Source organism: Thioalkalivibrio sp. ALE19 (assembly GCF_000428605.1).
GTDB lineage: Bacteria > Pseudomonadota > Gammaproteobacteria > Ectothiorhodospirales > Ectothiorhodospiraceae > Thioalkalivibrio.
The window spans coordinates 37,275-49,662 of record NZ_AUAG01000011.1; the positions used below are offsets into that span (position 1 = coordinate 37,275).

The window sequence follows — 12,388 nt, forward strand, 5'->3', positions numbered from 1 at the left end:
TACGCAGACCCCGCAGGGGCGGACGCGCGCGGTGCGCGCAACAGGCGAGGACGGGACATGATCGCAGCACAGGCATCGGGACAGGGGCTGGGAGCGCTGGCACAGCTGCTCGACGGCGGCGAGGGCATGGATCGGCTCAAGGAATTGAAAGACAAGGGAAAAGGCGGGGAAGACGGTTTCCTGAAGGCACTCCGCCCGCAGCTGGAAGCGATGCTGGGCGCGCTCGGGGTGGATGATTCCGAGCTGGCCGAGCTGGATCTGGAAGGACTGATCCAGCGGTTCCAGGATCTCCTGCAGGGGCAGGATCTGACCGCTGTGGACGGCATGCAATTGCCGCCCGGCTGGCTGACCGGCGAGGAAGGTGACGGAGAAATCGACGGCCGCGAGCTGCGCAGTCTGCTGGAAGACGGGCCCGAGTCCGGAGCGGCGGGCGACGGCATCCCGGTTTCCCTGATGCGCCTGTTCCTGCAAACCGGTCCGGAAGGGCAGAACCCGGGGTCGCGGCTGCAGGAACTGGCTCCCGGGGCGCTGACCGGCGGTGGCTCGCGTGAAGGGACCACCGAGGTCCTGGCCCAGTGGCTGACGCAGGCCTCGGAATCGGCGCGCAGCGGCCGTGAGAATGCCCAGGCACTGGCCCAGCCGGCAGCCCAGGCCTCCGATGCCGAGGGTGCGCGGGGCGGCGGGATGCGGCTGGATCTGACCCGCCTGCTGCAGACTTCGGGCGATCGCCAGCTTGCGGAGCAGATCCAGATGATGGCGCAGGCCCGCGGCGGGCGCACCGAGATGAAACTGCATCCGCCTCAGCTGGGGGTCCTGGATGTGCGGGTCAGCATGGAGGGGGACCGTGCCAGTGTACAGTTCTTCAGTACCAACCCCGTGACCCGTGAGGTGCTGGAAGCGGCAATGCCGCGCCTGCGTGACAGTCTCGCCGACAGCGGGCTCGAGCTCGCCGATGCCTCGGTGTCGGATGAACCGCCGGACGATTCCGCGGATACCGAGATGGCCGGCGACGGTTACGGAAGCGGGGATGAACCCGGCGTCGCCACGGGTGCGGAGGGCGAAGGGAGCGACGACGATGAAGGTCCCGTCGCTCCCGGCAGCACCCTTTCCTTCCTCAACCGTCGGGTGGACCTGTTTGCCTGAGGCCCGTTCCGGCAGACCGGCCGCCAGAATCTCGACTTCTCGCTCGATGGAGCGTCCGGTTCGTTGACGCATACGCCGGGCGCTCGACCCTCGGGATGACGAACGACACCCCTAAAGTGGGTTCAACTCTCTGTTTATAAAGTAGTAATGATTCATGGCACCGCGCTTGCTTGGGTTCCGTCAGCGAATCCACGCAATGCGGGTGTGTCATGGCGGAGAAGGAAGTCGAACTCGAGAACAAGGGGGGCGGCGGCAGGAAATGGATGATCATCATCCTCCTGGTCGTTGCGGTTCTGCTCGCCGGCGGCGGGGGCGCGGCCGCCTGGTACCTGCTGTCGCAGGACGCTGACGAAACGGCGGAAGATCTGCCGCCCGAGCGCCACTATTCGTCGCTCGATCCCATGACGGTGAACATCGATGCCCCGGGAAGCGTGCAGTTCCTGCGCGTGCAGATCGGTCTGGTGTCCACCGACCCGGCGGTGCTGGAAGCCGTGGAGGATCACCTGCCCGTAGTCCGCAACGACATCCTCGGCATCCTCTCGGATCAGGAATATACCGAGCTGAACACGCGGGAAGGCAAGGAAGCGCTGGCGGAGGAGCTGACGGCCACTGTCCGTGCGATCCTGGAGTCGCGCGAAGCGCCCTCCGATCTGGAGCGCGTGGTGTTCACCGAACTGGTCATGCAGTAAGGCCGCGTCATGGCACAGCAAACCGACATCCTGAGCCAGGACGAGATCGACGCGCTGCTGCACGGCGTCGATTCCGGCGACGTCGAGACCGAGGAGGAAGAGTTTCCCCACGACGGTCAGGCGCGCGAGTTCAATTTCGCCACCCAGGATCGCATCGTGCGCGGGCGCATGCCCACGCTCGAGATGATCAACGAGCGTTTTGCGCGGCATCTGCGCGTGCGGCTGTTCAACATGCTGCGGCGTTCGGCCGAGATCTCGGTCAGCGGCACCCGGCTGACCAAGTTTTCCGAGTACATGCACTCCCTGTTCGTGCCCACCAGCCTGAATCTGGTACGCGCGCATCCGCTGCATGGCACCGGACTGTTCGTGTTCGACCCCAAGCTGGTGTTCATCCTGGTGGACAACTTCTTCGGCGGCGACGGGCGCTTCTATACCCGCATCGAGGGCCGTGACTTCACCCCGATGGAGATGCGGGTGGTGCACAGCATCCTCGAGGGCGCGTTCGAGGACATGACCAAGGCCTGGGAGCCGGTCATGGACATCGACTTCGAGTTTCTCAACTCCGAGGTCAACCCCCAGTTCGCGAACATCGTGAGCCCCACCGAGATCGTTGTGATCAACGAATTCCACATCGAGCTGGATGGGGGCGGCGGCAATCTCCACGTGACCCTGCCCTATTCGATGATCGAACCGATCCGCGAGCAGCTGGATACCGGTATCCAGTCGGATCGCTCCGATGTCGATCAGCGCTGGATGAACGCCCTGCGGGAAGAGGTTCAGGACGCGGACGTGGAGATCTCCTCGGTGCTCACCGAGGCGGAGGTCACCGTGCAGGAGCTGCTGGACATCAAGCCGGGCGACATCATTCCGGTGGACATCCCCGAAGAAGTCACTCTGAAGGTCGAGGACATCCCGCTGCTGCGCGGCAAGTTCGGGGTTTCGAATGGCCAGAACGCGATCAAGATCACCGGTCGCGTACAACGATAGGCAAGAGGACAGGACGATGGCAGACGACGACAAGCGTCCGGATCAGGAAACCGAACAGGGCGACGGCGAGGAGTCGGTGGATCAGGATGCCCTGGCCGATGAATGGGCTGCGGCCCTGGCGGAGCAGGATGACAGCTCCGGGGGCGAGGCGGAGGACCCCGACGCGCTGCTGGCCCAGGCGCAGTCCAATTCGCACGAGAGCGATGCGGCCAACGCCGCCTCCACTGGCACCGGCGGCCGCAGCAAGGCGGCTGCCGGGGGCGAGCGGGAACGCAAGCACAAGCCGGATCCGAATGCGCAGCCGCTGGAACCGGATGAACTCACCGATTCCGGGGGCGGCGAAGAAGAAGACGTGAATCTGGACATGGTGCTGGACGTGCCGGTGACCATCTCCATGGAGATCGGCCGCACCCGCATCCCGATTCGTAATCTGCTCCAGCTCAACCAAGGTTCGGTGGTGGAACTGGAACGCCTGGCCGGGGAGCCGCTGGACGTGCTGGTCAACGGGACCCTGATCGCGCACGGCGAGGTCGTGGTGGTGAACGAGAAATTCGGGATCCGCCTGACCGACGTGATCAGCCCCAGCGAACGCATCCGGAAGCTGAAATAGTCATGTGCTCGCGTGTTCTTCCCGGATCGCTCTGGCTGCTGGCGCTGCTGCCGGCCGGCGCCCTGGCCGACGAGGACGGCGGCGCAATGAACGCTGCGGCCTACCTGACGCAGCTGATTGGCGGGCTGATGATCGTGATCGTGGCGATCGTGGTGCTGGCCTGGGTGCTCCGGCGTACCCAGGGGAGCGTGGGCCACGGTCGGCAGATGATCGATGTTCAGTCGGTCCGCTCGGTGGGTGCCCGTGAACGGCTGATGCTGGTTCGCGTGGGTGATGAACAGGTGCTGATCGGCGTGGCGCCCTCGGGGATCCGGACGCTGCACACCATGGAGACGCCGGTCGAGGTGCCCGCCGGCGGCGAAGGCCCCGATTTTTCCGGCGTGCTCAAACGCGCGGTACGTTCGCGCCGCGCCGGCGGGGGAGGTCAGGAGTCGTGAGTCTGCGGAGCTTTTTGCCCTGGCTGCTGCTGGGGCTGTGGCTGCTGCCCGGCCTGGCCGGCGCGCAGGTGGGGCAGGGCATCGAGGCGGTGACCATCACCACGGACGAGGACGGCGGGGAGACCTGGTCGGTGACCCTGCAGATCCTCGTGCTGATGACGCTGCTGACCCTGCTGCCGGCGGCCCTGATCATGATGACCGCCTTCACCCGGATCCTGATCGTGCTGGCGATCCTGCGCCAGGGCCTGGGCACGTCCCAGACACCGTCCAACCAGATCCTGATCGGGCTGGCGTTCTTTCTCACGCTGTTCGTGATGGCGCCGGTGTTCGAAGAGATCCACGAGGTGGCGGTGGAGCCCTACCTGGCCGAGGAGATCGGCACCGAAGAGGCCCTGGAAACGGGTATCCAGCCGCTGCGGGGTTTCATGCTGGAGCAGACCCGCGAAAGCGATCTGCGCATGTTCGCGGAGATCAACGGCATCGACGGCTTCGAGGATCCGGACGACATCCCGCTGTCGCTGCTGGTGCCGTCGTTCGTGACCAGTGAGCTGAAGACGGCGTTCCAGATCGGCTTCCTGATCCTGATCCCGTTCCTGATCATCGATCTGGTGGTGGCCTCGGTGCTGATGTCGATGGGCATGGTGATGCTGTCGCCGCTGATCATCTCGCTGCCGTTCAAGGTGATGCTGTTCGTGCTGGTGGACGGCTGGGCCCTGCTGATGAACACGCTGGCAACCAGCTTTTTTGTTTAGGAGAGGCGGATGACACCCGAAACGGTCGTGGATATCGGGCGCGAGACGCTGATGGTGGTGGTCCTGCTGGCGGCGCCGCCGCTGCTGACGGCGCTGGCCGTGGGCCTGGCGATCGGCATGCTGCAGGCGGCGACCCAGATCCAGGAAATGACCCTGTCATTCATTCCCAAGCTGCTGGCGATGTTCGCCGCGCTGCTGATCAGTGGACACTGGATGCTGTCGCTGGTGATCGAGTTCACCGAGCGCCTGTACGAGAACGCGCCGGGAATGGTGGGCTAGGGGGCCTCGTGGAGATCACCACCGACCAGATGCTGGTGTGGGTGGCCGCAGTGATGTGGCCGCTGGCCCGGATTGGCGCGATGCTGGTGGTCATGCCGATCTTCGGGGGCGACCAGCTGAACGCGCGCATGCGCATGGGCCTGGCGCTGGTGCTGGCGGTGGTGGTGGCGATGCAGGAGCCCGCCCTGCCCGAGGTGGATCCGATCAGCCTGGAGGGGGCGATCGTGACCCTGCATCAGGTCCTGATCGGCCTGACCATGGGTTTCATCCTGCAGCTGGTGTTCTCCGCACTGACGCAGGCGGGGGAGGTGGTGGCCCTGTCGATGGGGCTGGGCTTCGCCTCGGTCATGGATCCGGCGCAGGGCATTCAGGTACCGGTGATCTCCACGGTGTTCGTGACCATGGCGACGCTGATCTTTCTCGCCCTGAACGGCCACCTGATCCTGTTCGAACTGCTGCTGGCGAGCTTCGAGACCATGCCGGTCGCGCCGTCCGGACTGGATGCGGAGGCCTTCATGCAGGTGGCGCTGTTCGGCCAGACGATGTTTGCCGGGGCGGTGCTGGTGGCGCTGCCCGCAGTCGCCTCGCTGCTGGTGGTGAACATCTCCATGGGGGTCATCACGCGGGCCTCCCCTCAGCTCAACATCTTCGCCGTCGGCTTCCCGATGATGATCCTGATGGGCTTCGTCCTCCTGCTGCTGATCCTGCCCGGGCTGCCCGAGCGCGTGGGCGAGCTGGCCATGGAAGGTTTCGGACTGATGCAGGTCCTGCTGGGGTTCTGACATGGCCGAGAACGAGAACGGACAGGAAAAAACCGAAGAGCCGACCCAGAAACGGCTCCGCGAGGCGCGCGAGAAGGGTCAGGTCCCGCGCTCGCGGGAGCTGTCGACCTTTCTGGTGCTGATCACCGCCGGGATCTTCATGCTGTTCTTCGGCCCGACCCTGGGCGGACAGCTGGCCAACCAGACCCGGGCCCGTCTGGACTTCGAGCCGGAGCTGGCCCATGACCCGGATCTGCTGCTGCCGTACCTGGCCGATCAGATCTTTCAGACGCTGATGGCTCTGCTGCCATTGTTCGGGATCCTGATGGTGGCGGCGGTGATGGCGCCGATCCTGATCGGCGGCGCCAATTTCTCCTGGCAGGCGGCGGCGCCCAAGGCGTCGAAGCTGAACCCGATCAAGGGCCTGCAGCGGATATTTTCCTGGCAGGGGCTGATGGAGTTCGGCAAGACCCTCGCCAAGTTCACGCTGGTTGGCACGGTCGCGATGCTGACCCTGTGGACCTTCTCCGACCGTCTCCTGGGACTGGGCTACGAGCCACTGCACCAGGGCGTGTCGCATGCGGCCCAGATCGCGCTCGGCACCTTCATCGCGGTGTCGGCGGCGCTGATCATCGTCGCGGCGATCGACGCGCCGTTCCAGATGTGGAATCACCAGAAGCAGCTGCGGATGACGCGGCAGGAGCTCAAGGACGAGTACAAGGAGACCGACGGCAAGCCCGAGGTCAAGCAGAAGATCCGCCAGCAACAGCAGGAAATGGCCCAGCGCCGGATGATGGAAGAGGTGCCGAAGGCCGACGTGGTGATCACCAACCCCACGCACTATGCCGTGGCGATCGTCTACGAGGCCTCGAAGATGTCGGCGCCGAAGGTGGTGGCCAAGGGCGTCGACGAGGTCGCGGCGAATATCCGCGAGATCGCCGACGAGCACGACATCATTCGGGTCGAGGCACCGAAGGTGGCGCGCGCACTGTATTTCACCACCGACCTGGACCGCGAGATTCCCGACGGCCTGTTCGTGGCCGTGGCGCGCATCCTCGCCTACGTGTATCAGCTCAAGCGGGCCGACCAGGGCGTGGACATGCCGGACGACCTGCCGGTGCCGGACGAATATCTCGATCCCCACCAGGGACGCCACGGCCGGCGCCGGGAGGATGACGCATGAGCTTCCTCGATCGCCTGAGCGGCATGGGCCGCTGGGGGCTGGGCGCCCCGCTGCTGCTGATCGCGATGCTGTCGATGATGGTGCTGCCGCTGCCGCCGGTGGCGCTGGACGTGCTGTTCACCTTCAACATTGCGCTGTCGCTGGTGGTGATCATGGTCGCGGTGTACACCCCGCGGCCGCTGGAATTCGCGGTGTTTCCCACGGTACTGCTGGTGGCCACGCTCCTGCGTCTGGCGCTGAACATCGCCTCCACCCGGGTGATCCTGCTGGAAGGGCACACCGGGACGGACGCGGCCGGGCAGGTCATCCAGGCCTTCGGCGACTTCGTGGTCGGCGGCAACTACGCGGTCGGCCTGGTGGTGTTCGCGATCCTGATCATCATCAACTTCGTGGTGGTGACCAAGGGCGCGGGGCGCGTGTCCGAGGTCAGCGCCCGCTTCACCCTGGACTCCATGCCGGGCAAGCAGATGGCGATCGACGCCGACCTCAATGCGGGACTTCTGACGCAGGAGGAGGCGCGCCGGCGGCGTGACGAGATCGCCCAGGAGGCCGATTTCTACGGTTCCATGGACGGGGCCTCGAAGTTCGTGCGCGGCGACGCCATCGCCGGGATCCTGATCCTGTTCGTGAACATCATCGGCGGACTGACCATCGGCGCCCTGCAGCACGGGATGTCGATCGGCGATGCCGCCACCAACTATGTGTTGCTGACCATTGGCGACGGGCTGGTCGCGCAGATCCCGTCGCTGGTGCTGTCCTCGGCCACGGCCATCATCGTGACGCGGGTGTCCACCACCCAGGACATGGGCCAGCAGGTGGTCGGGCAGATGTTCTCCAACCCGCGCGTGATGTACGTGGTCGGCGGGGTGATCGCATCGCTGGGCATGGTGCCGGGGATGCCCAATGCGGTGTTCCTCGGCCTGGCCTCGCTGGCCGCCGGGGGTGGCTATCTGATGTCGCGCCAGCGTCGCGAGGAGGCGGCCGAGGTGGAGCGTCTGCCGGAGGCCGAGCAGGAACCCTCGCCGGAGAACCGCGAGCTGTCCTGGGAAGACGTGCCGCCGGTGGACCTGGTGTCGCTGGAGGTCGGCTACCGCCTGATCCCGCTGGTGGACCGGACCCAGGACGGGCAGCTGATGGGGCGGATCAAGGGTGTGCGCCGCAAGCTGTCGCAGGAGCTGGGCTTCCTGCTGCAGCCGGTGCATATCCGCGACAACCTCGAACTGAGTCCGAACACCTACCGCATCGCCCTGCTGGGCGTGACCGTCGCCGAGGCCGAGGTTTTCCCGGACAAGGAGCTGGCGATCAACCCGGGCGAGGTCTTCGGCGAGGTACCGGGGACGCCGACCAAGGATCCGACGTTCAACCTGGATGCCCTGTGGATCGACCCGGAAAACCGCGAACAGGCGCAGGGGGCGGGGTACACCGTGGTGGACGTGTCCACGGTGATCGCGACCCATCTGTCGCAGGTGTTCCGCGAAAACGCGCACCGGCTGATCGGCCACGAGGAGGCCCAGCACCTGCTGGACCAGCTGGCGCAGCGTTCGCCCAAGCTGGTGGAAAACCTGGTGCCGAAGACGCTGTCGCTGAGCGTGATCCTGAAGGTGCTGCAGAACCTGCTGGCCGAACAGGTCTCCATCCGCGATCTGCGCACGATCGCCGAAACCCTGGCAGAGGAGGGTGCCAAGAGTCAGGATCCCGGCACTTTGACCGCCGCAGTGCGGGTCGCCCTGTCGCGCTCCATCGTCCAGGACCTGGTGGGACCGGAGGAGGAACTGCCCCTGATCGCCCTCGACCCCTCGTTGGAACAGCTCTTGCATAAGTCTCTGCAGGGCAGCAATGGCGACACCGTCGGACTGGAGCCGGGCCTGGCCGAACGCCTGCAACGATCGGTGGGCGAGGCCGCCCAGCGTCAGGAGGCGGCGGGACAGCCGGCGGTGCTGGTGGTGGCCCCGGAAATCCGCTCCTGGATCGCCGGGTGGCTGCGGGGCGCGGTGCGCAACCTGACCGTCCTCGCATTCACCGAGATCCCGGACAACCGGCGGATCCGGGTGGTGGCCACGGTGGGACAGGATGAAGCAGACAAGAAGTCGGCGTGATGTGCGAACGGGCATGGCCTGAAGCACCAGTCAACGATCGGCGGGAGAGCGAACGATGAATGTCAGACGATACCGGGCACGGGACATGCGCGACGCGATGCGCCAGGTCCGCGAGGAGCAGGGCGAGGACGCCGTGATCCTGTCCAGCCGCCGGGTCGACGGCTGGCTGGAGGTGGTCGCGGCCCTCGATGGCGGCGAGGAGCCCGCCGGAACGGCAGAGGGTGACGGCCGGGGTGCCCCGCGGCAGGACGACGCCGGCAGCGGGGCACGCTCCGCCCGGGAATCGATGCGCCAGGGTGTGCGCGATGAATCGGCGCCACGTGGTGAGCACTCGCGCGCGCCGGAGCCCGCGGCGGCTTCCGCCGGCGGGGGATCGGCTGCCGGGTCCCGGCAGCGGCCGGCCCCGCAATGGCCCACCGACCCCGAGGTGTCCGCGATGCGTCAGGAACTGCGGGATCTGCGCAGTCTGCTGACGCGGCAGTACGAAGAGAACGAGCAGGCCCGCTGGGCGGCGCGGCATCCACTGGCGGCCGAATGCAAGGCGCGGCTGATGGATCTGGGCTTCCGCGAGCCGCTGGCGCGCAGCCTGGCCGGCAGCATCCTCGACGATCACAGCTCGGAGGAGGCATGGGAGCGCCTGCGGGCACGCCTGTCGGGTGCCATCGTCACCGCGCGCGCCTCGATCCTCGACGAGGGCGGGGTGCTCGCGCTGGAGGGACCGACCGGGGTCGGCAAGACCACCACCATTGCCCGGATTGCACTGCGCCAGATCCGCCGCATGGGGCCGGATTCGGTCACCCTGGTCACCATGGACGCGCAGCGCATCGGCGCGACGCGGCAGTTGCAGGCCTTCGGCCAGATGGCGGGAACCGCGGTGCGTGTGGTGGAGACGGAGGCCGAGCTGCGCGAGATGGCGCGGCGCTCGGCGGGCAGCGGGCACCTGATCCTGGTGGATACCGCCGGACAGTCGCCGCGTACCGCCCCGCGCGAACCCCTGCTGACGGACATGCCCGCCGACGTGCGCGCGGAGACCTGGCTGGTGATCGCGGCCACCACCCAGGGGATGGCCCTGCGGCGGGTGCTGGAGGCATTTGCCCCCACGGAACCCTCGGCCCTGGTACTGACCAAGCTGGACGAGGCGGAACAGCTGGGCGAGGTGCTTTCGGTACTGCTGGACCAGCCGCTGGGTGTTGCGTTCATGAGCGACGGCCAGCGCATCGCCGAGGACTTCCATCGCGTGGATACCGGACATCTGACCCGCCTGGCGCTACAGGAGGAACCCGAGCACGGGGCGGCCGATGCCTGGGTCGACGAGGCGATGCAGGCCTGGCGGCGGCGCCAGGCGACGGAACGCGAGGCGCGGCGACCGCGATCCGCGGACGAGCCGGCCGCGGGCGAGGAGCCCGCCCCGCTGGAAATGATTCAACCGGTGCTGAAGGGACGTCATGTCACACAACACTAAGCCCCTGAAGGTGGTCGCGGTGGCCTCGGGCAAGGGCGGGGTCGGCAAGACCAATGTCTCGGTCAACCTGTCGGTCGGACTGGCCCGTCTGGGACGCGAGGTCATGCTGTTCGATGCGGATCTGGGGCTCGCGAATGTCGATGTACTGCTGGGCCTGCGTCCGCAGCGGACGCTGCACGACCTGGTGACCGGGGACGTCGAGGATCTGGAAGACGTGATCATCGAGGGCCCGGAGGGAATCCGCGTGGTGCCTTCCGCGTCCGGGATCGCGACCATGGCCAACCTGAGCCGGCCGGAACATCACGGTCTGATCCAGGCCTTCAGCATGTATACGCGACCGCTGGACGTACTGGTGGTGGATACCGCGGCCGGGTTGCAGGAGTCGGTGACCAGTTTCTGTCAGGCCGTGCAGGAGACCCTGGTGGTGGTCACCGACGAGCCGGCATCGATGACCGACGCCTATGCGCTGATCAAGGTCCTGCATCGGGATCATGGCGTGAACCGGTTCCGCGTGGTCGCGAACATGGTGCAGGGCCGAGCCGGGGCGGAACGGGTGATGCAGAAGCTGCAGGCGGTTTGTTCCACCTATCTGCCGGAGGTCATACTGGATCTGGTGGGCGTGATTCCGCTGGATGATGCCCTGCGCCAGGCGGTGCAGAAACGGGCGCCGGTGGTGCAGCAGTCCCCGGGCAGCCCGGCGGGACGGGCGTTCCTCGAGCTGGCGCGCAAGGTCGACGGCTGGCCGGTGGCCCGCGGCGCCAGCGGGGGAGTTGGGTTCTTCGTCGAAAGGATGCTGCAAAGCGCATGAACACGCCAAAGAACAGACTTGCAGGATACGCCCGGGCGGGGACCGGCGGACCGGACCAGCTGGTCGCGGACCACGTCGAGCTGGTGAATCGGATCGCCCATCACCTGATGGCCCGGCTGCCGGCCTCGGTTCAGGTGGATGACCTGGTGCAGGCGGGCATGGTGGGGCTGATCGAGGCCGCGCGGCAGTTCGAAGGCGGCCAGGGGGCGACCTTCGCCACCTACGCCGGGATCCGCATCCGCGGGGCGATGATCGACGAGCTGCGTCGCAGCGACTGGACGCCGCGCTCGGTGCACCGCAACAGCCGGCGGATCTCCGAGGCGATGCAGACGGTGGAGGCCCGCGAGGGCCGCGCCGCCCGCGCCCCGGAGATCGCCGAGGAGCTGGGCGTCCCGGTGGAAACGTACTACCAGATGCTGGATGATCATGCCGGTGCCCATCTGTTCGCGCTGGACGAGGTGGGCGGCCCGGAGGGCGAGGCGGATCGCGTGCTGGAAGGGCAGGAGCAGTCCCCGTCGCGGCGCATCGAGGCCGGGGAGTTCCGCGAGGAACTGGCCGACGCACTGGGCGATCTGCCCGAGCGCGAACGACTGGTGCTCAACCTGTACTACACCGAAGAACTCAACCTGCGCGAGATCGGTGCCGTGCTGGACGTGACCGAATCGCGCGTCAGCCAGATCCGCAGCCAGGCGGTGCACCGTCTGCGGGCGCGTCTGGGCTCGTGGCTCGAAGACGTCGAGTCCCTGCAGATATTCTAAGGTTCAAACACATTCCCGGAGCGAACTGTGGACAAGGGTATGAAAATCCTGATCGTGGACGACTTCTCCACGATGCGGCGCATCATCAAGAATCTCCTGCGGGATCTTGGCTTCAACAACACCATGGAGGCCGACGACGGGAGCACCGCCCTGCCGATGCTGCAGAACGGCGACTTCGATTTTCTGATCACCGACTGGAACATGCCCAACATGCCGGGCATCGACCTCCTGCGCGAGGTGCGCAAGGACGAGCGGCTGAAATCGTTGCCGGTGCTGATGGTCACGGCCGAAGCCAAGCGCGATCAGATCGTGGAGGCGGCAGAGGCCGGCGTGAACGGTTACATTGTGAAGCCCTTCACGGCCGAGACACTCAAGGAGAAGATCGAAAAGATCTTCGAACGTATTGAAGCTAAAGGCTGAATA

Annotated in this window: 14 protein-coding genes; all 14 read left to right on the forward strand. The window is 66.5% G+C overall.

Annotation, left to right across the window (positions count from 1 at the left end; translation table 11 throughout):
• The first annotated feature begins 57 nt into the window (after window positions 1-57).
• The 14 genes from F787_RS0105805 to F787_RS0105870 all read left to right on the forward strand — a co-directional run bounded on the left by F787_RS0105805 (window position 58) and on the right by F787_RS0105870 (window position 12,385).
• Entirely contained in the window at window positions 58-1,143 is a 1,086-nt protein-coding gene (locus F787_RS0105805) for a flagellar hook-length control protein FliK (protein ID WP_028491594.1), read from the forward strand.
• Between the two features lie 209 nt (window positions 1,144-1,352).
• Window positions 1,353-1,832: a flagellar basal body-associated protein FliL gene (gene fliL, locus F787_RS0105810; protein ID WP_019590022.1), complete on the forward strand. Its 480-nt coding sequence runs from the start codon at window positions 1,353-1,355 to the stop codon at window positions 1,830-1,832.
• A gap of 9 nt (window positions 1,833-1,841) precedes the next feature.
• Complete coding sequence (gene fliM / locus F787_RS0105815) at window positions 1,842-2,819, forward strand: flagellar motor switch protein FliM (RefSeq protein ID WP_028491595.1); 978 nt, start codon at window positions 1,842-1,844, stop codon at window positions 2,817-2,819.
• 16 nt (window positions 2,820-2,835) lie between these two features.
• Window positions 2,836-3,429 carry a flagellar motor switch protein FliN gene (gene fliN, locus F787_RS0105820; RefSeq protein ID WP_019570011.1) on the forward strand — a complete coding sequence of 198 codons (594 nt, stop codon included), beginning with the start codon at window positions 2,836-2,838 and terminating at the stop codon, window positions 3,427-3,429.
• 2 nt (window positions 3,430-3,431) lie between these two features.
• Window positions 3,432-3,866 carry a flagellar biosynthetic protein FliO gene (gene fliO / locus F787_RS0105825; RefSeq protein WP_028491596.1) on the forward strand — a complete coding sequence of 145 codons (435 nt, stop codon included), beginning with the start codon at window positions 3,432-3,434 and terminating at the stop codon, window positions 3,864-3,866.
• Window positions 3,863-4,618: a flagellar type III secretion system pore protein FliP gene (gene fliP, locus F787_RS0105830; protein ID WP_028491597.1), complete on the forward strand. Its 756-nt coding sequence runs from the start codon at window positions 3,863-3,865 to the stop codon at window positions 4,616-4,618. Before fliO ends, fliP begins: the two co-directional genes overlap by 4 nt.
• Window positions 4,619-4,627: 9 nt before the next feature.
• Window positions 4,628-4,897, forward strand: coding sequence for a flagellar biosynthesis protein FliQ (gene fliQ / locus F787_RS0105835; protein WP_018869480.1), 270 nt, complete (start codon window positions 4,628-4,630; stop codon window positions 4,895-4,897).
• Window positions 4,898-4,926: 29 nt separating this feature from the next.
• Window positions 4,927-5,679, forward strand: a complete 753-nt coding sequence (gene fliR / locus F787_RS0105840) for a flagellar biosynthetic protein FliR (protein WP_038081646.1) — start codon at window positions 4,927-4,929, stop codon at window positions 5,677-5,679.
• 1 nt (window position 5,680) lies between these two features.
• The gene (gene flhB, locus F787_RS0105845; RefSeq protein ID WP_018945944.1) at window positions 5,681-6,841 is read left to right on the forward strand and encodes a flagellar biosynthesis protein FlhB; all 1,161 of its coding nucleotides are present in this window, start codon (window positions 5,681-5,683) and stop codon (window positions 6,839-6,841) included.
• Window positions 6,838-8,937 carry a flagellar biosynthesis protein FlhA gene (gene flhA, locus F787_RS0105850; RefSeq protein WP_018869477.1) on the forward strand — a complete coding sequence of 700 codons (2,100 nt, stop codon included), beginning with the start codon at window positions 6,838-6,840 and terminating at the stop codon, window positions 8,935-8,937. Before flhB ends, flhA begins: the two co-directional genes overlap by 4 nt.
• 55 nt (window positions 8,938-8,992) lie before the next feature.
• The gene (gene flhF / locus F787_RS0105855) at window positions 8,993-10,399 is read left to right on the forward strand and encodes a flagellar biosynthesis protein FlhF (protein ID WP_081617408.1); all 1,407 of its coding nucleotides are present in this window, start codon (window positions 8,993-8,995) and stop codon (window positions 10,397-10,399) included.
• Window positions 10,383-11,207, forward strand: a complete 825-nt coding sequence (locus tag F787_RS0105860; protein WP_019570004.1) for a MinD/ParA family protein — start codon at window positions 10,383-10,385, stop codon at window positions 11,205-11,207. The genes flhF and F787_RS0105860 overlap by 17 nt, the downstream gene beginning before the upstream one ends.
• Window positions 11,204-11,965: an RNA polymerase sigma factor FliA gene (locus F787_RS0105865; protein WP_028491598.1), complete on the forward strand. Its 762-nt coding sequence runs from the start codon at window positions 11,204-11,206 to the stop codon at window positions 11,963-11,965. The genes F787_RS0105860 and F787_RS0105865 overlap by 4 nt, the downstream gene beginning before the upstream one ends.
• Window positions 11,966-12,004: 39 nt before the next feature.
• Window positions 12,005-12,385 carry a chemotaxis response regulator CheY gene (locus tag F787_RS0105870; protein ID WP_028491599.1) on the forward strand — a complete coding sequence of 127 codons (381 nt, stop codon included), beginning with the start codon at window positions 12,005-12,007 and terminating at the stop codon, window positions 12,383-12,385.
• Window positions 12,386-12,388 lie beyond the last annotated feature (3 nt).

Bases quoted from the DNA above. Each gene is read 5' to 3' on its own strand.
- F787_RS0105805 (WP_028491594.1), top strand. From the start codon at position 58: ATGATCGCAGCACAGGCATCGGGACAGGGGCTGGGAGCGCTGGCACAG.
- fliL (WP_019590022.1), top strand. From the start codon at position 1,353: ATGGCGGAGAAGGAAGTCGAACTCGAGAACAAGGGGGGCGGCGGCAGG.
- fliM (WP_028491595.1), top strand. From the start codon at position 1,842: ATGGCACAGCAAACCGACATCCTGAGCCAGGACGAGATCGACGCGCTG.
- fliN (WP_019570011.1), top strand. From the start codon at position 2,836: ATGGCAGACGACGACAAGCGTCCGGATCAGGAAACCGAACAGGGCGAC.
- fliO (WP_028491596.1), top strand. From the start codon at position 3,432: ATGTGCTCGCGTGTTCTTCCCGGATCGCTCTGGCTGCTGGCGCTGCTG.
- fliQ (WP_018869480.1), top strand. From the start codon at position 4,628: ATGACACCCGAAACGGTCGTGGATATCGGGCGCGAGACGCTGATGGTG.
- fliR (WP_038081646.1), top strand. From the start codon at position 4,927: ATGCTGGTGTGGGTGGCCGCAGTGATGTGGCCGCTGGCCCGGATTGGC.
- flhB (WP_018945944.1), top strand. From the start codon at position 5,681: ATGGCCGAGAACGAGAACGGACAGGAAAAAACCGAAGAGCCGACCCAG.
- flhA (WP_018869477.1), top strand. From the start codon at position 6,838: ATGAGCTTCCTCGATCGCCTGAGCGGCATGGGCCGCTGGGGGCTGGGC.
- flhF (WP_081617408.1), top strand. From the start codon at position 8,993: ATGAATGTCAGACGATACCGGGCACGGGACATGCGCGACGCGATGCGC.
- F787_RS0105860 (WP_019570004.1), top strand. From the start codon at position 10,383: ATGTCACACAACACTAAGCCCCTGAAGGTGGTCGCGGTGGCCTCGGGC.
- F787_RS0105865 (WP_028491598.1), top strand. From the start codon at position 11,204: ATGAACACGCCAAAGAACAGACTTGCAGGATACGCCCGGGCGGGGACC.
- F787_RS0105870 (WP_028491599.1), top strand. From the start codon at position 12,005: ATGAAAATCCTGATCGTGGACGACTTCTCCACGATGCGGCGCATCATC.